This is a genomic window from Mesorhizobium yinganensis (genome assembly GCF_040081985.1).
In the GTDB taxonomy this organism is placed as follows: Bacteria; Pseudomonadota; Alphaproteobacteria; order Rhizobiales; family Rhizobiaceae; genus Kumtagia; species Kumtagia yinganensis.
The window spans coordinates 25,949-46,164 of record NZ_JBEBMH010000024.1 but is presented as its reverse complement, the minus strand read 5'-3'; the positions used below and the strand labels follow the sequence as shown (position 1 = coordinate 46,164).

18 protein-coding genes are annotated in these 20,216 nt (G+C 62.9%); 13 read left to right on the top strand and 5 right to left on the bottom strand.

Annotated features, from left to right (window positions below; translation table 11 throughout):
* Nucleotides 1-75 precede the first annotated feature (75 nt).
* The gene (locus ABMA59_RS28695; protein WP_349008804.1) at nucleotides 76-546 is read right to left on the bottom strand and encodes an RDD family protein; all 471 of its coding nucleotides are present in this window, start codon (nucleotides 544-546) and stop codon (nucleotides 76-78) included.
* A 249-nt stretch (nucleotides 547-795) separates the two neighbouring features.
* Between ABMA59_RS28695 and sthA the strand changes: the two genes are divergently transcribed.
* Both sthA and ABMA59_RS28685 read left to right on the top strand, forming a co-directional pair.
* The gene (sthA, locus tag ABMA59_RS28690) at nucleotides 796-2,187 is read left to right on the top strand and encodes a Si-specific NAD(P)(+) transhydrogenase (RefSeq protein ID WP_349008803.1); all 1,392 of its coding nucleotides are present in this window, start codon (nucleotides 796-798) and stop codon (nucleotides 2,185-2,187) included.
* 199 nt (nucleotides 2,188-2,386) lie between these two features.
* The gene (locus ABMA59_RS28685) at nucleotides 2,387-3,223 is read left to right on the top strand and encodes an N-acetylmuramoyl-L-alanine amidase (RefSeq protein WP_349008802.1); all 837 of its coding nucleotides are present in this window, start codon (nucleotides 2,387-2,389) and stop codon (nucleotides 3,221-3,223) included.
* Between the two features lie 41 nt (nucleotides 3,224-3,264).
* Here the strand turns inward: ABMA59_RS28685 and ABMA59_RS28680 are convergent, their stop codons facing one another.
* The 3 genes from ABMA59_RS28680 to ABMA59_RS28670 all read right to left on the bottom strand — a co-directional run bounded on the left by ABMA59_RS28680 (nucleotide 3,265) and on the right by ABMA59_RS28670 (nucleotide 6,849).
* Nucleotides 3,265-5,118 carry a CHASE2 domain-containing protein gene (locus tag ABMA59_RS28680; RefSeq protein ID WP_349008801.1) on the bottom strand — a complete coding sequence of 618 codons (1,854 nt, stop codon included), beginning with the start codon at nucleotides 5,116-5,118 and terminating at the stop codon, nucleotides 3,265-3,267.
* A 6-nt stretch (nucleotides 5,119-5,124) separates the two neighbouring features.
* Entirely contained in the window at nucleotides 5,125-5,661 is a 537-nt protein-coding gene (locus ABMA59_RS28675; RefSeq protein ID WP_349008800.1) for a FecR domain-containing protein, read from the bottom strand.
* A gap of 129 nt (nucleotides 5,662-5,790) precedes the next feature.
* Nucleotides 5,791-6,849, bottom strand: a complete 1,059-nt coding sequence (locus tag ABMA59_RS28670; RefSeq protein ID WP_349008799.1) for a LacI family DNA-binding transcriptional regulator — start codon at nucleotides 6,847-6,849, stop codon at nucleotides 5,791-5,793.
* 178 nt (nucleotides 6,850-7,027) lie between these two features.
* Here ABMA59_RS28670 and ABMA59_RS28665 point away from each other — a divergent pair, with 178 nt between their 5' ends.
* The 11 genes from ABMA59_RS28665 to ABMA59_RS28615 all read left to right on the top strand — a co-directional run bounded on the left by ABMA59_RS28665 (nucleotide 7,028) and on the right by ABMA59_RS28615 (nucleotide 19,249).
* Nucleotides 7,028-7,195 (top strand): hypothetical protein, encoded by a 168-nt coding sequence (locus ABMA59_RS28665; RefSeq protein ID WP_349008798.1) that lies wholly within the window; start codon nucleotides 7,028-7,030, stop codon nucleotides 7,193-7,195.
* Nucleotides 7,196-8,159: 964 nt separating this feature from the next.
* Nucleotides 8,160-10,067 (top strand): ABC transporter ATP-binding protein/permease, encoded by a 1,908-nt coding sequence (locus ABMA59_RS28660; protein ID WP_349008797.1) that lies wholly within the window; start codon nucleotides 8,160-8,162, stop codon nucleotides 10,065-10,067.
* A 216-nt stretch (nucleotides 10,068-10,283) separates the two neighbouring features.
* Nucleotides 10,284-11,060, top strand: a complete 777-nt coding sequence (locus ABMA59_RS28655; RefSeq protein WP_349008796.1) for a DeoR/GlpR family DNA-binding transcription regulator — start codon at nucleotides 10,284-10,286, stop codon at nucleotides 11,058-11,060.
* Nucleotides 11,061-11,177: 117 nt separating this feature from the next.
* On the top strand, nucleotides 11,178-12,701 hold the full coding sequence (glpD, locus tag ABMA59_RS28650; RefSeq protein WP_349008795.1) for a glycerol-3-phosphate dehydrogenase: 1,524 nt from the start codon (nucleotides 11,178-11,180) through the stop codon (nucleotides 12,699-12,701).
* Nucleotides 12,702-12,743: 42 nt separating this feature from the next.
* Nucleotides 12,744-13,826, top strand: coding sequence for an ABC transporter ATP-binding protein (locus ABMA59_RS28645; RefSeq protein ID WP_349008794.1), 1,083 nt, complete (start codon nucleotides 12,744-12,746; stop codon nucleotides 13,824-13,826).
* A 10-nt stretch (nucleotides 13,827-13,836) separates the two neighbouring features.
* On the top strand, nucleotides 13,837-14,910 hold the full coding sequence (locus tag ABMA59_RS28640) for an ABC transporter ATP-binding protein (protein WP_349008793.1): 1,074 nt from the start codon (nucleotides 13,837-13,839) through the stop codon (nucleotides 14,908-14,910).
* Complete coding sequence (locus ABMA59_RS28635) at nucleotides 14,907-15,773, top strand: carbohydrate ABC transporter permease (RefSeq protein ID WP_349008792.1); 867 nt, start codon at nucleotides 14,907-14,909, stop codon at nucleotides 15,771-15,773. The genes ABMA59_RS28640 and ABMA59_RS28635 overlap by 4 nt, the downstream gene beginning before the upstream one ends.
* 103 nt (nucleotides 15,774-15,876) lie before the next feature.
* Nucleotides 15,877-16,695, top strand: a complete 819-nt coding sequence (locus ABMA59_RS28630) for a carbohydrate ABC transporter permease (protein WP_349008848.1) — start codon at nucleotides 15,877-15,879, stop codon at nucleotides 16,693-16,695.
* Nucleotides 16,695-17,042, top strand: a complete 348-nt coding sequence (locus tag ABMA59_RS28625) for a hypothetical protein (RefSeq protein WP_349008791.1) — start codon at nucleotides 16,695-16,697, stop codon at nucleotides 17,040-17,042. Before ABMA59_RS28630 ends, ABMA59_RS28625 begins: the two co-directional genes overlap by 1 nt.
* Entirely contained in the window at nucleotides 17,039-17,443 is a 405-nt protein-coding gene (locus ABMA59_RS28620) for a DUF2160 domain-containing protein (protein ID WP_349008790.1), read from the top strand. Before ABMA59_RS28625 ends, ABMA59_RS28620 begins: the two co-directional genes overlap by 4 nt.
* 81 nt (nucleotides 17,444-17,524) lie before the next feature.
* On the top strand, nucleotides 17,525-19,249 hold the full coding sequence (locus ABMA59_RS28615; RefSeq protein WP_349008789.1) for an ABC transporter substrate-binding protein: 1,725 nt from the start codon (nucleotides 17,525-17,527) through the stop codon (nucleotides 19,247-19,249).
* 73 nt (nucleotides 19,250-19,322) lie between these two features.
* On the opposite strand, the gene ABMA59_RS28610 is transcribed toward ABMA59_RS28615, so the two are convergent.
* The gene (locus tag ABMA59_RS28610) at nucleotides 19,323-20,186 is read right to left on the bottom strand and encodes a TIGR02594 family protein (protein ID WP_349008788.1); all 864 of its coding nucleotides are present in this window, start codon (nucleotides 20,184-20,186) and stop codon (nucleotides 19,323-19,325) included.
* Nucleotides 20,187-20,216: the final 30 nt, after the last annotated feature.

The following is a 20,216-nucleotide window of genomic DNA, read 5'->3' as shown; positions in this document are numbered from 1 at the left end:
ACGCACGCCTCGCTGCGGTTTTGCCGCAACTGCGGTGCATGTTTGAGCGAGGGCGGCGCGCGGTCGACTATCGCTTCAACGGTCGGATCGTGTCACCACCGTGCCGAGCAGCAGGTCGTGCAGCGTGCGCTTGCGGTCGGAAAACAGCGTGACCAGCAGGATCAGCGGCGTCAGGATGACGTTGCCGGCCCAGAACAGCACCGAGTGAACGACCGCCAATAGTCCGTCGACAGGTTTTTCGTCGAGGCGGTCGAGCCGGATGCCGAAAGCCCGCATGCCGAGCGTCGCCTGACTTCGGCCGCCGAGCGTATTCCAGACATAGATGATGGCGACCAGCGGGGCGAGGATACCGAACAGGCCCCATCCAAGCCCGAAGGTGAGCAGGCCGAGCAGGAAAACGACGATGCCGAAGGGGATCAGTAGCAGAAGCACAATCACATAGTCGAGCAGGAACGCAAAGATGCGCCGCGTCCGCACGCCGTCATAGGCGCGCACATCGTCCAGCCGCGACCCGAGAATCTCGCCGTGAAGCACCTGTTCGTTCATTTCGCCTTCGCCTCGTCATGGACCGGGATTTTGCCATCCGCCGGCCCTCGGAGTCAGATGGTGCGCGGCGCAGCGGATTCAAGCTTACCGGCGATCCACGAACCGGTTACCGGCAAGCCGAAACACCGTTTTCCCTCCAGTTGAAACGATTTGAGTTGCGCCTGAAATTGTCGTTTATTTGCAGTGCAGCAATGATAGGTCGCGTTAGTTTGACCGGATTGGCGCCATTCCATCTCGCGGGGAAACTCGATGGAAACTTACGACATGATCGTGATCGGCAGCGGGCCGTCCGGGCGGCGCGCCGCCGTCCAGGCGGCGAAGCTCGGCCGCTCCGTGCTGGTGGTCGACAAGGGCAGGCGGCTCGGCGGCGTCTCCGTGCACACCGGCACCATCCCGTCGAAGACCTTGCGCGAGACGGTGCTCAACCTGTCCGGCTGGCGCGAACGCGGTTTTTACGGCCGCGGTTATCGGGTCAAGCAGGACATCGTCATGGCCGACCTGATCGCCCGGCTGCACAAGACGCTGGACCACGAGGTCGAGGTGCTGCAGCACCAGTTCATGCGCAATGCCGTGCGCTCAATCAAGGCGATGGCGAAATTCATCGACGCCAATCGCGTCAGCTTGACCACTGACGCCGGCGTCCACAACGAGGTCGGTTTCCTCAATGCGCTGGTGTCGGTCGGCACGAGGCCGTTCCGTCCGTCCAACGTGCCCTTCGACGGCAAGCGGGTGTTCGACAGCGACGACATTCTGGAGCTTCAGACCCTGCCGCGCACGCTGACCGTGGTGGGCGGCGGCGTCATCGGCGTCGAATATGCCACGATCTTCTCGGCGCTCGATGTGCCGGTGACGCTGATCGAATCGCGCCAGACCATTCTGGACTTCGTCGACCGCGAACTGGTCGACGATTTCATGCACCAGTTGCGCGACCGCGGCGTCACCTTGCGGCTGGGCGCGGCGGTCAAGGAGGTGAAGGTCGGGCCGACCGGCGTCGAGACGCTGCTGGCCGACGGGCGCGTGGTGCGCACCGACATTCTTCTCTATGCGGCGGGCCGCAGCGGCAATGTCGGCAGCCTCGGGCTCGATGCCATCGGCATCAAAGCGGATTCGCGCGGCCGCATCGAGGTCGACGCCCAGACTTTTCAGACCTCCATCCCGAACATCTATGCGACCGGCGACGTCATCGGCTTTCCGAGCCTCGCATCGACCTCTATGGAGCAGGGCAGGGTGGCCGCCTGCCACGCCTTCGGCGTGCCGCTGCCGCCGCCGCCCGCCACCTTTCCCTACGGCATCTATGCCGTGCCGGAGATCTCCACCGTCGGGCAGTCGGAGGAGGAGGTGCGCAAGAGCGGCGAGCCCTATGAATGCGGCGTGGCACGCTTCCGCGAGACCTCGCGCGGCCACATCATGGGTGTCGATTCCGGTTTTCTGAAACTGATCTTTTCATTGGATACGCGCCGACTGCTTGGCGCGCATATCGTGGGCGAAGGCGCCACCGAGCTTATCCACATCGGCCAGGCGGTGATCAATCTCGGCGGCACGGTGGATTTCTTCGTCAACAACACCTTCAACTATCCGACGCTGGCCGAGGCCTACAAGATCGCCGGGCTCGATGCCTGGAACCGCATGGGCGTGGGTTAGACAGCGGGGAGAGATTTTTGTTTTCGGGGGAAAGATTGCCTTGGTTCGGAAATTTCCCTTACCGAAATAGACAATCGTTTCAAGATCTTGGGGCGCTTGGCCCGTAGGTGTTCCGACCTGTTTTCTGGCTTTTAGAGTAGCCTTTGTCCCCCTCGCCCGAGCCAAACATATGCTTCTCCTGTTCAATCAGGAGACGAATATGAAGGTCAACGCAACTCACAGGCTGGTAGGCAACGACAATCGGCAGATGGCCTACGACGAAACGCCGAACGGCGGTGGCGGCCTGTATGGCGGCGTGCCGAGATTTCTGATCATCCACTATACGGCAGGAGCGTCGGGTTCGGGCACCGTGAGCTGGTTCAACAACCCGGCGGCGAAAGCTTCCGCGCATCTGGTGGTCGACCACAATGGCGCGATCACCCAGATGATGAGTTTCGACAGGATCGCCTGGCATGCCGGCCGCTCGAGCTGGAAAGGCGTCGATGGGCTGAACAGCCATTCGGTCGGCATCGAGATCGCCAATTGGGGGCTTCTGCATGGCGCCCATGGCGCGTGGCGTAGCTGGACGGGAACCATCGTGCCGGATTCCCGGGTGGTGCTGAGGCGGCACAAGAATTTTGAACCCTCCAGGATCAATGCGTGGGAGATTTTCGACGAGGACCAGATCGACGCGACGGTCGCCGCCGCAGCAGCGATCGTCTCCAGATATGGCATTCCCGAAGAGAATGTGCTCGGCCATGACGATATCGCGCCGATCCGAAAGCAGGATCCCGGGCCTGCCTTCGACCTGAATGCCTTCCGTGCCAAGGTGTTTGGCCGCGCGGAGGATTTCGGAACGACGATGCGCGTCCATTCTGCGACCGGCCTGAACCTGCGCAAGGGGCCGGGAACGACTTTCGCGGCGATTGTCAGCCTTCCCGACGGCACGCTGGTGGCGCCGATGGGAAGCGATGGCGGCTGGGTCGAGGTTACGACGCTCAATGCTGTGGGGCAGCACGACAAGACCGGCTGGGTGCACGGAAACTGGCTGGTGTGAGTGGCGAACAGGGCTGCCGGGAGGCTGACGGCGGACTTGCGTCAGGTCGCTTCCGCGTCCCGCCACCCCCAGGCCGGCAGCGTTTCCACCCGGCCGCGCAGCGCGGCCTGCATCGGTCCGTCGAGCCGGCCGGCAGCAAAAGGTTCACGGCCCGAAGCCTGCATCAGGGCGTCGCTGACCGCCACCGGCATCTGCCGGCTGGCGGCCACTTCCATCAGCCTGTTGGCGACGTTGACCGTATCGCCGGTCACCGTGATCTGCTGGTTTTCGCCTCGCCCCAGTCGTGAGGCCACCACCACCCCGAAATGCGCCCCGATCTTGTATCCCAGCCTCGCGGCAACGGGACCCGGCAAGGTCGCGATCCAATGCCGGACCCGCCGTGACAAGGACACGCAGCAGCGGGCGGCATTCGCGGCATCGACGGGTTCGGGCTGGGGCAGGCCGAACAGGATCATCGCGCCATCGCCCATGAAGCTGGTGACGGCGCCGCCGCTGGCCGACGCCTCGTCCGCGACCATGTCGTAGAAGACATCGAGCAGCTCGCGCGTTGCGCCGGGGCCGAGCGTCTCGCTGAGGCCGGTAAAGCCGGACAGGTCGACGAACACCACCGCCGCGTCCTGACGCACCGGTTCGACCAGGAAATCGGGGTCACGGGCCAGCCACTGGCCGAGGCCCGGCGCCTGGATGCGCTGCAGCAGCGCGCTCTGCGTGGCGAAATGCTGAGCGCTTCGCCGCCCGAGCCAGAGCTGCGTGCCGCCGAACAGCAGCGCCGGCACCCCGGCGGCTGTGATTGGCAGCGCGGCACTCAGCCATATGCCCTGACGGAATGCGAACACGTTGACGGCGAGCGCCAGCAGCAACACGGCCGCAGCGAGGATCAGGCCGGCGGCGTTGCGTCGCCAGGCCAGCAGCCCAATCATGACCATCGGCAGAACCACGGCAATCCCGGCATCGGCGAGGCGCGTCGCGCTGTCTCGCACCAGCCCGTCGCCTGTCATCAAGTGCAGGATCGCGGTGGAGATGACCTCGACGCCGGGCAGAATCGGATCGAACGGCGTCGGGAACACGTCGCCGCCGCCGGTCACGGTCGCGCCGATGACCACCACGCGACCCTTGATCAGACCGGGATCGAACCGTCCCGCCAGCACGTCGGCGGCGCTGACGGTGCGCACCGTGCCGCGAGGGCCGTAGAAGGCGAGCGGCAGCGCCTGGCCGATGTCGGTGCGGATGCTCTTGCCGCCCACCGCGATCCGCCCCGGCTCGATCACCGGCTCGGTCTGTGTGGCGATCGAAGCGGCGCGCAGCGGCAGCGACGTCTCGAGCTGATCGCCGCTGCGGAAAAGCATCGGCACGAAACGCGGCGTTCCGGTCTGGTCGGTGGAGACGTTGACGACGCCGATTGCCGCGGCTTGCGAGAAGACCTCCAGCGGCGCCAGCAGGCGTTGCGCCACCGGTACGCCCTCCAGAGAGCCGCTGCCCGGTGCAAGCTGCCGGTCCTCGGGAAACACCGCCGCGGCGGCGATAACGGCCGGTGCGGACTTCAGCGCCTCGGCCAGCAGCATGTCGCCGTCGCCCGGCCCGGGATCGACGAACAGCAGGTCGGCGGCAATCGCCTTTGGCTGCATCCGAGCGATATCCGCGACGACGCGGGCAAGCACGGCGCGTGGCAGCGGATAGCCCCCTGCCTGCCGCGCCGTCTCGTCGTCAATGGCAACGATGGTGACGAGGTCGGGAGCAGGCCTTGGCCCGCGCATCATCAGCCGCAGGTCGACCATGGTGGCCTCGACCCGGTCGAGAAACCAGACGCCGCCACGAAGATGCATGAGGCCGAGGCCGGCGCCCCACAGTCCGGCCAACATGATGGCGATCAGAACCGACAGCCGGCGTGCGCGCATGCGCGACTATCGGCCGAATCGGGCCATCAGCGCCGTGACGCGGCGTGCAGGCCACTGCTTGACCGTCAGTGGGCCTGAGCCAGGGCCGACATCGACACCGTCGCCGGCGGAGAGCGTCACCCTGTGCTCGCCCGACTCGCGCGCGACCGCGACGCTGCCACGCTCGACGAAGACCGATGTCTTTTCGGCCTCGACGTCGACCGCCCATTTCGTGCCGCGCACAGCGGCGATCGCCTGGGGCGTGATCACCTCGAAACCGGCGGGCGCGCCGCCATCGGGAAACTCCAGCAAAAGCGCCTTTTCGGCCAGGCGCACCGCGTCCGTCTCACCGTTGCGGTCTCGGTCGAGCAGCGTGTAGCGCGCGCCGGGCTCGACGACGATCGACAGGCCGTTCGTGCAGCGCACGCGATGCCGGTCGGTGCCGCCAATCTGTTCCAGCGCGCAGCCGCCGGTCTTCGACTGTGCGGAAACAGGCACCACCGCCAGCCAACCCGCGCCGGCCAATGCAAAGGCGGCCAGCAGCGCGCGAAACCTCATATTCATCGCCAGACACTCCCTCTCGATCGGGCGCAAAACAGGGGATTGCCTTCCATCTACCACGAAGCGGGCTCGGAATGAAAAGCGATCGTGAACGGATCGTCCGAATGATCCGTCCCGGACCCGGCCGCCGCCTCAAACCGGCGGCGGCGCGGTCGAGCCGCGCACGGTAAGCGCGACGTCCAGAGTCTCGCGCCGGTTCGTCCCGTCGAAGCCGAGGATGGTCTGGACGGCGCGGCGGCCCATCTCGGCCATCGGCTGGCTTATCGTCGTCAGTGGCGGGTCGGACACAAGGCCTTCCGGCACGCCGTCGAAACCGACAACCGACACGTCGCGCGGCACGGCGATGCCGCGCGCCTTGAACCAGTCCAGCGCATGCAGCGCCACCTTGTCGGACATCGCCAGGATCGCCGTGGGCGGGTTAGGCGCGGCGAAAAGGTGTTCCAGGCCGGCCGCGGTGCTTGGCCAGTCATTGTCTGTCTCGTAGAGCGGAATGTCGTTCGTGGCGATGCCGGCGGCGGCGAGTTCCTCGGCGTAACCGCGCAACCGGTCGCGTGTGCCGGCATAGACCGCCTTGTCCGCCTCGACCCAGGAGATCGCGCCGGCCGTGACATCGGCCAGTTGCAGCGACAGAACCGCGAAGCGCCGGTGCCCCAGTCCGGTCAGGTGCAGCGCCGCCATCCGGGCGCCCGCGACATCGTCGACGCCGATCGTCGAAATCGAATCGTCGTCAAAGCCGTAGTCCAGCGCCACGAAAGGCAGCCGGCGCTCTCGGGTGAGGTCGACCAACCGCGAGCCGCCTTCGATGCAGAACACGATGAATCCGTCGACCACCGCGCTCTGGATGTTCCAAGCGAGCTGCTCCTGGTTGACGGCCGAAACCAGCGATATGCCGGCGCCGGTGGCATCGCAGGCCTGCGTGATGCTTGACATGACAACGCGGGCGAACGGGTCGTCGAAAAAATAGGAGAGAGGTTCCGCCGTGGCGACGCCGATGGCGTTGACTTTTCCGGCGCGCAACAGCCTGCCGCGTGGGTCAGGGCCGGCATACCCAAGTTTCTGCGCGGCCGCGAATACCCGCTCGCGCACCTCTTCACGCACGATCTCCGGACGGCTGAAGGCGTTGGACGCGGTGCCATGCGACACGCCCGCCTCGACGGCCACGTCCGCCAGCCTGATCGGTCTCTTTGCCAACTCCGCTCCCTTTGATCGGGTCGCTTATACCCCCGAATTTGTCAGGAGACATATAGCGCAAATCTTGGATCGATTCAAATTATGCTTGACATCGCGCAGAGAAGGTCTATTCTTGAATCGATCCAAAATGAGCGATAGGCTCTTGATTGGGTCGATATAGATTCTGAAGGAGGGTGCGATGCATCCGCTAAGCTACGTGTTCGAGGACATCTACCGCAACGACTGGGGCATTCCGCGCGCCGACCGCCATTCGGTGCGCTGGGACGTGATCGGCTGGCGCCGGAGGTCCGACCGGAGGGCAGAAGGGCTTTTCACGGGTCTGTCTTTGGATCGATTCAAATCCTAAGGAGCATGATCATGCATCCCGTTAAATTCCTCTTCGAGGAAATCTATCGCGAGCATTGGGGCATACCGCAGGCCCGCAAGGATCGGGTCCTCCGGGTTGGCGAGGCGCCGGGCTGGTTGCGTTCCCGTCTCGCACGGCGCGACGGGAGTTCCCGGTGAGACAGCCGGTTTTCTCGTCTCGTTTGGAGCCGTCGCCGATCCTAACCTACCGTTAATCATGACTTGATTCCTCATGAACCGATTCGACGGGCCGGCGTTGGCGTTTGTCGGAGGTGGTCGTGGAGATGAATAGGCCGAGGTTCAGTTGTTTGCCGGAGCCGTCGGGCACTTCGATGGTATGGGACGCCAAGACCGAGCGTCCCGCGGAACTCGGCGGTTATCCGCTGGGTGGGCGGCTGGAAGAGTGGGCGAGGGCGGCTTGCGGAATCTTGATCCGCATCTACGGCAACCGTCTTGACGCGGGTTCTATTTGCAGGTCCCTCTCGCAGTAGAGCGGCCTGCGCAAACAGCGCGTCCTTTGACTGGGTCGGGCCTACTCCCTCATGGCGCAGATGTGCCGCGTAAACCATTTCGCCGGTGTGCGTCTCGGGTGATTTCGGCGCCTCGCCGATGGTCATCGTAAGTATTTCGCGAATCTCTTTTCACGCCGATTCGCAGTCGTTAAGAAGTCGTCATTCGGGCAGTTCACGAACGCTTGATCGGCGGGTGAGTGATCCCGCTTAATCCCTTGAGAAACACACCCTTAGCCTTCCGAAGTGGGTACCTGACACTTTAAGTTGACGCCCGTTTCTTAGGCGGCTTCAGACATTTCGGTTTGAAAAACCGCGAAAAGTGTTACGATTCCAAAAAAAGGGCATGGGGTGGAATCCTTGATTCGGACGTGGGTCTTCGGGCCTGCGCCACGTCTGTTCCGCAGGTGGCGCAAAGACAAGGCTCAGTTACCGCCGCTGACGCCGGTATCGGGTATGCGCGGTTTTTGGGGCCTGATGCGGGCCTACTGGTTCTCCGAGCGGTGGCGGGAGGCCTGGATCCTCACCGCGGCCATCGCGCTTCTCACGGCTTTCTCAAGCAAGGTCGGCGTATGGCTGGCCGAGGCGGGCGGTGATCTGACCAGCGCCATCGCGCTTTACCATTGGCCGGGCAACGAAGCGCCGCTTGCCTCCATCCTGAGCACCGCGGGTTTCCTGGTTTTCCTCGTCGTCGCCAAGGAGATCGTGCTCACCGGCATACGCCATCTCCTATCCACGACCTTGCACCGCAAATGGCGGGGCTGGCTGAATGGCCGCTTCAACGACGCGCTGCTCGACGCCAATCACACTCATTTCCACGTCCAGCACGCCGCCCGCTCTGTCGACGGCAATGAATTGCCGCCGCCCGACAACATCGACCAGCGCGTCCACGAATCGATCAAGGACATGGCGGGTGGTGCGATCGGGTTGGCCATGGGCGTCATGGGCGTGGTCAGCTCTCTGTTCTTCGTCGGCCAGAAGCTGATCGAGACGTCGACGGCGATCGACGGCCTCGAATTCCTCGGCCAGTATGGCGCGGCCGTTCTCGCCTTCGCGGTGGTCGCCGCCTATGTTCCGCTGAACACTTGGTTCGCGCTGTGGATCGGCCGTGCCCTGGAGCGCCTGACGGTCGCCAGCCAGAAGGCCGAAGGCAGCTATCGCGGCGAGTTGACGACATTCCTGCGTCGCAGCTTCCACGTTGCCGCATCGCATGGCGAGGCGGTGCAGCGGCAGATGAACGCCAGCCTCTACGCCGGCATCGACCGCGTCTGGGCGCGCCTCAACTGGTTCGATTCGGGCTTCAAGTCCTTCCAACTCATCTATGATTTCGTCGCCTTCAGGATCATCTCCTACGGGCCTGGACTTCTGCCCTACATCAACAACAACATCAGCCTGAGGAACTACGTCACCGGCGCCGAGCTGGTGAACCAATTGATCCGCGAATGTTCGTGGTTCATCCACGTCATGCCGGCGATCGCCTCGCTGAAGGCCAATGCACGCCGCATCACCGATCTGGCGGAGGCCATCGAGCGCGTGCAGCACCCTGACGACTTCTACCGCTCGACCGGACGCTTCGATTTCAGCTATGCCCGCCAGCACGCGGTGTTCGGCCTGACCGTGCGCAACCTCGAGCTCATGCATGCCGGCGACGATGCGATACCGTTCGTGGCCGCGCCGATCCTGCGCTTCCGGCGCGGCGAATGGACCTTCGTCAAGGGCGAGTCCGGTTCCGGCAAGTCCAGTCTGATCAAGGCGATCAACGGTCTGTGGCCGCATGGCGGCGGTGACGTTTCCTTCCCCGACGGCGTGCCGGTCTTCTATGCCGCGCAGGACGTGCGGCTGCCGCCGGTGTCGCTCAAACAACTCATCTGCCTTCCCGGCGACGAAGGGGACCACGCCGACACCGCCGTTGCCGCCGCCATGCACAGGTCGGGGCTGGGCGAATTCATCGAATGGCTGGCCGACGCCAGCCGCGACGGAAAACTGTGGGACGAGACACTGTCAGGCGGCCAGAAGCAAAGGCTGGTGCTGGCGCGCATCCTGCTGCACAAGCCCGGTCTGCTTTTCCTCGACGAGGCGACCGGCGCGCTGGACGTGCAGGCAAAGACGGCTTTCCACCAGGCGATCAAGGACAATTGCCCCGCAATCACGGTGATCAGTGTCATGCACGAGGCCGAGCCGCCAAAATCGGCGGCGGGATCCGATTTCTACGACAGCGTGCTGCGAATCGTCGACGGTATGGCGGTCAAGGCGCCGCTGCGCAATCGTCAGCCGGCCGAGGTTCCGGAACTCGCCAAGATCCTGAAGCGTCCTCAAAGGGACGTCAGACTGAAGCCGGTGCAGGCCCGCCAGAAGCAGGAATAGCATCGCCTGCATTCCACTGATCCTGCTTGTCGGCGGCTCCGGCGTCGCGTGGCTTGAAACAACGTCGATCACAAATCGAACGCTATCCCGGACATCTGCCCGCCGGGAGGCTCAGCCGTTGCCGGCGGCTCGCGGCGGCGCTGCGGCGGGCATTGGGCTATCACCGACTTTCGTTTCGTACTAGAAGACGTCAAAACGAAACCGGGAGGAAGACTAATGTATCTGTCGCCACGCCATTCTGAAATCATGCAGATGGCGAAGGATCACGGCCGCGTCCTGGTTGACGACCTTGCAGCGCATTTCAGCGTGACTCCCCAGACGATCCGCAAGGATCTCAATGACTTGTGCGATCAACGCTTGCTTTCGCGCATCCATGGTGGCGCGCTTTTTCCCTCGGGCATCGCCAATGTCGAATATGAGGCGCGGCGCAAGATCGCGGCTTCCGAGAAGGAGGCGATCGGCCGCGCGGCGGCCCGCATCATTCCCGACAATGCATCGCTGTTCATCAACATCGGTACCACGACGGAGGAGGTCAGCAAGGCGCTGCTCGACCATGCCGGCCTTATGGTCATCACCAATAACATCAATGTCGCCAACAGGATGAGGGTCTATCCCGGCATTGAGGTGGTGATCGCCGGCGGTGTCGTGCGCGGCTCTGACGGCGGCGTAGTCGGCGAGGCGGCGGTCGATTTTATCAAGCAGTTCAAGGTTGACTATGCGGTGATCGGCGCCTCGGCTATCGACCATGACGGCGCGCTGCTCGATTTCGATTTTCGCGAGGTGAAGGTCGCGCAGGCGATCATCGCCAATGCTCGCCATGTCATCCTGGTTTCGGATGCAACCAAGTTCGAGCGAACCGCGCCTGTGCGCATTGGTCATCTCTCGCAAGTGAACACCTTTATCACCGACCTTTGCGAACTTCCGGCAATCCGCCGCATCTGCGAGGAAAACGAGGTCGAGCTTGTGGAGACCGAGCGGCTCGCTTCCTCCTGATCAGGCCCCGCCGCACACTCCGGTTATTTTCGTTTGACATTCGTTATTATTTCGAAATAATCCCAACAGACTTTCGGTGTTGGCAAAATGCTGCATTGCGAAAGCGTGGAGGGATTGTTGGACGCAAGCGCGATCCATGACGTGTTCGTTATCGGCGGGGGCATCAACGGATGCGGCATCGCACGTGACGCCGTCGGCCGTGGTTACTCGGTTTTCCTCTGCGAGATGAACGACTTGGCGAGCGGCACGTCGTCCGGCTCCACCAAACTGATCCATGGCGGCTTGCGCTATCTCGAGCATTTCGAGTTCCGGCTGGTGCGTGAGGCGCTGATGGAACGCGAGGTGCTGTGGAAGATGGCCCCGCACATCATTTGGCCGATGCGATTTGTCCTGCCGCACGCCAAGGGCCTGCGGCCGGCCTGGCTCCTGCGCCTCGGCCTCTTTCTTTACGACCATATAGGCGGACGCAAGCTGCTGCCGGCGACGAAGACGCTCGACATGACGCGTGATCCCGCCGGCAAGCCACTCAAGCCGCTTTTCAAAAAGGCATTTGAATATTCCGACGGCTGGGTCAACGATGCACGCCTCGTGGTGCTCAACGCCCGCGACGCTGCCGATCGCGGCGCGGTCATCCGCACACGCACCAAGGTGGTCGAAGCCCGCCGCGAGAACGGACACTGGTCGATCGTCATCGAGGATACGCGCGGCCGCGCGACCGCGACGGTCAAGGCCAGGCTGATCGTCAATGCGGCCGGCCCTTGGGTGGACCGTGTGCTGTCGGGCACGGTCGGCCAGAACGACGTGCACAATGTGCGCCTTGTCGGCGGCAGCCATATTGTCGTTCGCAAGAAATTCGACGATCCGCGCGCCTATTTTTTCCAGAACCGCGACGGCCGCATCATCTTCGCAATTCCATACGAAGTGGACTTCACGCTCATCGGCACCACCGACCAGGATTTCGTCGGCGATCCGAAGGATGCGCGTATCAGCGATGTCGAAACCGACTATCTCTGCGATGCCGCAAGCGAATATTTCGCGGAGCCGGTACGCCGCTCCGACATCGTCTGGACCTATTCGGCCGTGCGCCCGCTTTATGACGACGGCGCGTCGAAGGCGCAGGAGGCGACGCGCGATTATGTGCTGAAGGCCGAAGGCGGCAGCGGCCAGGCACCGATCGTCAATGTTTTCGGTGGAAAAATAACCACTTACCGGCGGCTCGCTGAATCGATGCTTGAGAAGATCGAGGAGCATCTCGGCAAGCGCGGCAAGCCGTGGACGGCAGGCGCCACGCTGCCGGGCGGCGATTTCGCTGCGGACGGTTTTGAAGCAGAGGCCGCGAAACTGAAGGCGTCCTATCCTTTCCTGGATCTGCCTCATGCCCGCCGCCTGACACGCCTTTACGGCACGCGCGCCCGCACTTTGTTGGGCCTAGCGCGTTCGCAGGCCGATCTCGGCCGCAACTTCGGCGCCGACCTGTTCGAGGCCGAGGTGCGCTATCTCATGCAGCACGAATGGGCGGTGACGGCCAACGACGTGCTGTGGCGCAGGACCAAGCGCGGCCTTAGGCTGAGCGAGGAGCAGGCAGCTGCGCTCGACCAGTACATGAGCGCGGCGCAGGGGGATCGCGCTGCGGCGGAGTAGGCGGCAAGATAGTCGGCAAGCACGGGCCTGGGAGGAGGCGGAATGCTCGAACTGAGAAACGTGACGAAATCGGTGGCGGGCGCGGATCACATTCGCGACGTTTCGCTGACGCTTCGCCACGGCTCGCTCAACGTGCTGCTCGGGCCGACTCTGTCCGGCAAGACCAGCCTGATGCGGCTGATGGCTGGCCTCGACGCCCCCACTTCCGGCTCTGTCTGGTTCGACGGCAAGGACGTCACCGGCATCGCCGTGCAAAAGCGAAACGTCGCAATGGTTTACCAGCAATTCATCAACTATCCCGCGATGACCGTCTATGAAAACATCGCCTCGCCGCTGCGCGTCGCCGGCACCGATCAGGCCAGGATCGATCGCGAGGTGAAGCGCGCGGCCGAGTTGATGAAACTGACGCCCTATCTGCAGCGCACGCCGCTCAACCTGTCCGGCGGCCAGCAGCAGCGGACGGCACTTGCCCGCGCCATCGTGAAGAATGCCAGCCTCGTGCTGCTCGACGAACCGCTCGCCAATCTCGACTACAAGCTGCGCGAGGAACTGCGCGCCGAACTGCCAAAGCTGTTCGCGGAGGCCGGCACGATCTTCGTCTATGCGACCACGGAGCCGCACGAAGCGCTGCTGCTCGGCGGCAACACAGCGACCCTGTCGCAAGGCCGCGTCACCCAGTTCGGGCCGACCATCGACGTCTTCCGCCAGCCCGTCGATCTGATTACCGCCAAAACCTTCTCCGATCCGCCGCTGAACACCATCGTCATGCGCAAGGAGGGCGCGCGCTTCCTGCTCGACGGCGGCGTGGGGCTGCCCGTGCCCCCGGAACTTTCCGGCATTGCCGACGGTGCCTACACGGTCGGGTTCCAGCCGCATCATTTGTCGCTGACGCGGCCGACGGCGAACGCCGTCTCCGTACCGGCCAAAGTGACGGTGACGGAAATCACCGGCTCCGAGAGTTTCGTTCATCTGCATTTCGCCGACGCGAAATGGGTGATGCTGACGCCCGGCATAAGAGTGTTCGAGGCGGACGAGACGGTCGAAGTGTTCATCGACCCGCGCCACATCATGGTGTTCGACGCGGCCGGCCGTTCGGCGGCTTCGCGGCGGAAGCTGGCGGCTTGAGGAGGGAGGGGTGGCACGCATCGATCTCGACCATATCCGCCATGCCTACACGGCGAATCCGACCTCGCCGAAGGATTACGCGCTGAAGGAAGTGGACCACACCTTCGAGGACGGCGGCGCCTATGCGCTGCTGGGCCCTTCGGGATGCGGCAAGACCACGCTGCTCAACATCATATCCGGGCTTCTGCACGCCTCGCATGGAAGGCTGCTGTTCAATGGCCGCGACGTCAGCCACACCTCGACGCAGGAGCGCAACATCGCCCAAGTGTTCCAGTTCCCGGTCATCTACGACACCATGACCGTTTACGACAATCTGGCCTTCCCGCTGCGCAACCGCGGCGTGCCGGAGGCCGAGGTCGACCGCAAGGTGCGCGAGACGCTCGACATGATCGACCTCGCCGACTGGGCGAAACGCCGGGCGAGGGGGCTCACCGCCGACCAGAAGCAAAAGATCTCGCTCGGCCGCGGGCTGGTGCGTTCCGACGTCAACGCCATCCTGTTCGACGAACCGCTGACCGTCATCGACCCGCATATGAAATGGGTGCTGCGCTCGCAGTTGAAGCAGCTGCACAAGCGCTTCGGCTACACCATGGTCTATGTCACACATGACCAGACCGAGGCGCTGACCTTCGCGGAAAAAGTGGTGGTGATGTATGACGGTGAGATCGTGCAGATCGGCACGCCGGCCGAACTGTTCGAACGGCCAAGGCATACTTTCGTCGGTTATTTCATCGGCTCGCCGGGCATGAACGTGATCCCTGTCGAGGTCGATGGAGCCAGCGCGCGGCTGGGCGGGCATGTGGTCGCACTGCCGGGCGCGCCTGCGGGCGCGAGCGGCACGGTCGAACTCGGCATCAGGCCGGAGTATGTCAGGCTCGGAACATCCGGCATGCCCGTCTCTGTCACCAAGGTCGAGGACATCGGCCGCCACAAGGTGGTTCGCGCCACGCTGGAAGGACGCGAGATCGCCGCGATCCTTCACGAGGACGAGGAGCTGCCTGCCGACCCGCGCATAGCCTTCGATCCAGCCGGCATAAACCTCTACGCCGATTCCTGGCGCATAGAGACGGGGGGCGTTCGATGAACAAGACCTGGAACAACCGGGCCTGGTTCATGGTGCTGCCGGTGCTGCTCCTAGTGGCGTTCTCGGCGGTGATCCCGCTTATGACGGTCGTCAACTATTCGGTGCAGGACACCTTCGGCAACAACGAGTTCTTCTGGGCCGGAACCGAGTGGTTCCAGGAGATGCTGAGTTCCGACCGGTTCTGGGAGGCGATGGGCCGCAACCTCATCTTCTCCTTCGTCATCCTGGCGATCCAGATCCCGCTCGGCATCTTCATAGCGCTCAACATGCCGAAGAGCGGCTGGGGCGTGCCGGTTTGCCTTGTGCTGATGGCGCTGCCGCTGCTGATCCCGTGGAACGTGGTCGGCACGATCTGGCAGGTGTTCGGCCGCGTCGACATCGGCCTGCTTGGCCATTCGCTGGAGGCGATCGGCATCGACTACAATTATGTCAACGACCCGTTCGATGCCTGGGTGACGGTGATCGTCATGGATATCTGGCACTGGACGAGCCTGGTCGTTCTGCTCTGCTACGCTGGTCTGGTCTCGATCCCTGATGCCTATTACCAGGCCGCCAAGATCGACGGGGCCTCGCGCTGGTCGATCTTCCGCTACATCCAGCTTCCCAAGATGAACCGCGTGCTGCTGATCGCAGTGCTGCTGCGCTTCATGGACAGTTTCATGATCTACACCGAGCCGTTCGTGGTGACCGGCGGCGGCCCGGGCAATTCGACGACGTTCCTGTCGATCGACCTGGTCAAGATGGCGGTCGGGCAGTTCGACCTCGGCCCGGCGGCGGCGATGTCGATCATCTACTTCCTCATTGTCCTGCTCCTGTCGTGGGTGTTCTACACCGTCATGACCAACTACGACGCGGAGCGCTGAGATGGCGGATGTGAAGACCACCGCCGCCAGTGCCCGAGCCGGGGATCTCGGCGCCGCACCCGCCGGCACTGTCGCGGCCGGGCAGGACGCGGTTTCCCGCGCCATGCGCCGGCGCGGCGACGAGAGCCGGTTCTGGTGGCTGGTGCCGACGCTCTACATCATCTTCCTGATGCTGCCGATCTATTGGCTCATCAACATGAGCTTCAAAACCAATCAGGAGATTCTGGGCACCTTCTCGCTCTGGCCCAACAATCCGACCCTGGGCAATTACCGGGTCATTTTCACCGATCCCTCCTGGTACTCGGGGTATATCAATTCGATCATCTATGTGGTGATGAACACGGTGATTTCGATCGTCGTGGCGTTGCCCGCCGCCTATGCCTTCTCACGCTATCGCTTCCTCGGCGACAAGCACCTGTTCTTCTGGCTGCTGACCAACCGCATGGCGCCGCCGGCGGTGTTCGCGCTGCCGTTCTTCCAGCTCTATTCGGCCTTCGGGTTGATCGACACGCATATCGCGGTGGCGCTGGCGCACTGCCTGTTCAACGTGCCGTTGGCAGTGTGGATCCTGGAAGGCTTCATGTCCGGCGTGCCGAAGGAGATCGACGAGACCGCCTATATCGACGGCTATTCGTTCCTGAAATTCTTCGTAAAAATCTTCATGCCGCTGATCGCCAGCGGCGTCGGCGTCGCCGCCTTCTTCTGCTTCATGTTCTCCTGGGTGGAACTGCTGATCGCCCGCACGCTGACGACTACGGATGCAAAGCCGATCGCTGCGATCATGACCCGCACCGTCTCGGCCTCCGGCCTCGACTGGGGCGTGCTGGCGGCGGCCGGCGTGCTCACCATCATCCCAGGCGCGCTCGTCATCTGGTTCGTGCGCAACTACATCGCCAAGGGCTTTGCCCTGGGGAGGGTGTGATGAGCGACCGCCAGACAATCTCGGTGCGGGAGGTAAGAAAAATTGCCCTGGCGGTATTCGATAAGCTTGCGGCATCCGGTATCGAGACGATCGAGGTTGGTCGAGCGACATACTGGTCGGTATTTCCGACCGATATCTTCTCTGCCGAAAAGCCGGACCTGGTCGTGTCGGACATAGCTGACGACCTGGGCGACCTTCGCGATGAAATCGGCGACCCCGAATCCCCGCTTTCGCTTGGCCTGCCGTGGCATGCCCTGCATCATCTTGCGGGCATCTGCTCCGCCTTGGCTGCGGCCACTATCGAGCCATCCTTGTCCGAGGGACAGGTAGGGGGAGAAGCCTCATGACCGCCACTCGCAGCTGGCAAATCCCCTTGGGCGCGGTCCTCGTAGCCTATCTTGCCGCCGCCGGGCTTCTGGTCGCCGCGCTGCCCAGAAAGGACGACGCGATCGACTGGTTCGGCTCGCTCGGGGCTGGCTGGATGGCGTGGACGTTCCCGACCGCCTTGTTCTTCCTCACCATCCTTCTGCTGCTTTGCCTGATGGCGGTGTGGGAATACGCCTCGCCGGGCGGCAATCCGCGGGTCGGCATTTTGCGTTTCGAGACGACGCGCGGCGATCGTCTGTTCGTTTCGCTGCTCGGCAGCGCCTTCATCCATCTCGCTTGGCTGGGTCTTGTCGGACCCAGCCTGTGGTGGGCTCTCGCTCTCTCCGTGGTCTACGCCATCGGCGTATTTCGCTACGTATAGAGGGGGAAAACTCGTTGAGGCGGCCGCGTGCCGGCGACCGCCTCGATCGCACTTGAAAACCTTTGAAAAGGGAGGAATCGCATGCGACGGCATATTTTAGCATCAACCAGCGTCATTGCACTCATTCTGGGCAGCAGTCAGGCCTTCGCCGGCATGGACGAGGCCAAGGCTTTTCTGGATGCCGAGATCGGCGATCTGTCGACTTTGGACCGGGCGGCACAGGAAGCCGAGATGCAATGGTTCATCGACGCGGCGAAGCCCTTCGCCGGCATGGACATCAAGGTGGTCTCCGAGACCATCGATACACACAGCTACGAGTCGAAGGTCCTGGCGCCCGCGTTTACCGCCATCACCGGCATCAAGATCACCCACGACCTCATCGGCGAGGGTGACGTGATCGAAAAGCTCCAGACGCAGATGCAGTCCAAGGAGAACATCTACGACGCCTATGTCAACGACTCGGACCTCATCGGCACCCATTGGCGCTACCAGCAGGCGCGAAGCCTGACAGACTGGATGGCCAATGAGGGCAAGGACGTCACCAACCCGAACCTCGACCTCGATGACTTCATCGGAAAATCCTTCACCACCGCGCCGGACGGAAAACTCTACCAGCTTCCCGACCAGCAGTTCGCGAACCTGTACTGGTTCCGCTACGACTGGTTCAACGACGAGAAGAACAAGGCCGACTTCAAGGCGAAGTATGGCTACGACCTCGGCGTGCCGGTCAACTGGTCGGCCTATGAGGACATCGCCGAGTTCTTCACCGGCCGCGAGATAGACGGCAAGAAGGTCTATGGCCACATGGACTACGGCAAGAAGGATCCGTCGCTCGGCTGGCGGTTCACCGACGCCTGGCTGTCCATGGCCGGCAATGGCGACAAGGGCATCCCGAACGGTCTGCCGGTGGATGAATGGGGCATCAAGGTCGACGAGAAATCACGGCCCGTCGGCTCCTGTGTGGCGCGCGGCGGCGACACCAACGGCCCCGCCTCGGTCTACGCGATCCAGAAGTATCTGGACTGGCTGAAGGCCTACGCGCCGGCCGCCGCCCAGGGCATGACCTTCTCCGAATCCGGCCCGGTGCCATCTCAGGGCGAGGTGGCCCAGCAGATGTTCACCTACACGGCGTTCACGGCATCCTTCGTCAAGGACGGCCTGCCGGTGGTGAACGCGGACGGCACGCCGAAATGGCGCTTCGCACCGTCGCCGCACGGCGTCTACTGGAAGGACGGCATGAAGCTCGGCTATCAGGATGTCGGTTCCTGGACGCTGCTCAAGTCGACGCCGGATGACCGCGCCAAGGCCGCCTGGCTCTACGCGCAGTTCGTCGTATCGAAGACCGTCGACGTCAAGAAGAGCCATGTCGGCCTGACGCTCATCCGGGAGTCGACCATCCAGGATAAGAGCTTCACAGAGCGGGCACCCAAGCTCGGCGGTCTGATCGAGTTCTACCGTTCGCCGGCCCGCGTCCAGTGGTCGCCGACCGGCACGAACATCCCGGATTATCCGAAGCTGGCGCAGCTCTGGTGGCAGGCGATCGGCGACGCGTCGTCGGGTGCCAAGACGCCGCAGGAGGCGATGGACTCGCTCTGCGCCGAGCAGGAGAAGGTGCTGGAACGCTTGGAGCGCGCCGGCGTGCAAGGCGACATCGGTCCGAAGCTGGCCGAGGAGCATGACCTTGCCTACTGGAATGCCGATGCGGTCAAGAAGGGCAACCTCGCTCCGCAGCTCAAGATCGAGAACGAGAAGGAAAAGCCGCTGACCATCGGCTACGACGAACTCGTGAAGAGCTGGCAGAAGTAACACCTCAAGCCAGACTATTCGATCGACACCCATGGGAGGCGGCGTACCGCCGCCTCCTGCCCCTTGGCAAATTTCACTGAGCCGGGCCGACCCAATCGTTTGCAAGCCGGCATGAGAGGAGTTGTGACGACTTGATCCAGGTGGCATCAACTGCGTTGTAAAAATTGCCGCCGATAACACGCATACGGCCGCCATCCTCGGTTCCCAGATAAATGCCGACCATTCCAGCCCAATCTTCCGGCCTAGTTCTCCAAAAGACAGCTATGCATCCAGGGATATTTTCGCCGACTTCCTCCTGCGAATCCTTCCCCCAGCTAGCCCAACTGCGGCTTCTGGCATCGTTCGTCCCTTCATATCCTGCGGTCTTGACAATCCAGTTGAGGAACTGTGAGTTCCATGGTGTTGATGGGTCGAAATTGAATCCGGCGGATTGGTTATACTGTGCTATTCTGGATCGGCCTTTGGCGTCGCTCTCATTTATACCAATTTCTTGTACGGCGAACTTGAGCAGCTTATCATTGTTGACGGCCTTTGCCGCAACAAGGGCCTCCTCCACTTCCTGTGGGGTAACCGGAAATGGGTTTATGGCGGTCTGGGAAATCGGACCCGGTTCGTTTCTGAGCGCATCTCTGGCCGCCGCAGAAAACGCAACACCAGAAAAAGTTTCGAGGTTTGCGATGGCCCAGTCTCGCACCGCTTTGTCACCCTCGGATTGTGGTTCTTTCGCCAGTATTTCGAGCGATTTCTCTACAATGATCGAATCGACTTTTCGGTCGTTGGTGAGCAGGCTGCCGAAGTTTGGCGCGAACGCGACGACGATGGGGATTGCCAGCGCTGCGATTGGCTTCCAACTGGCCTCCATAACGGGTAGCCATCGCTCCCCGATCCCCGAGGTGGGGATGTTGCGGTTCTTCACGCTCTTAAGTTCAGAGGTCAATGCGTGCCCTCAAATCAAAGTAATTGTAGC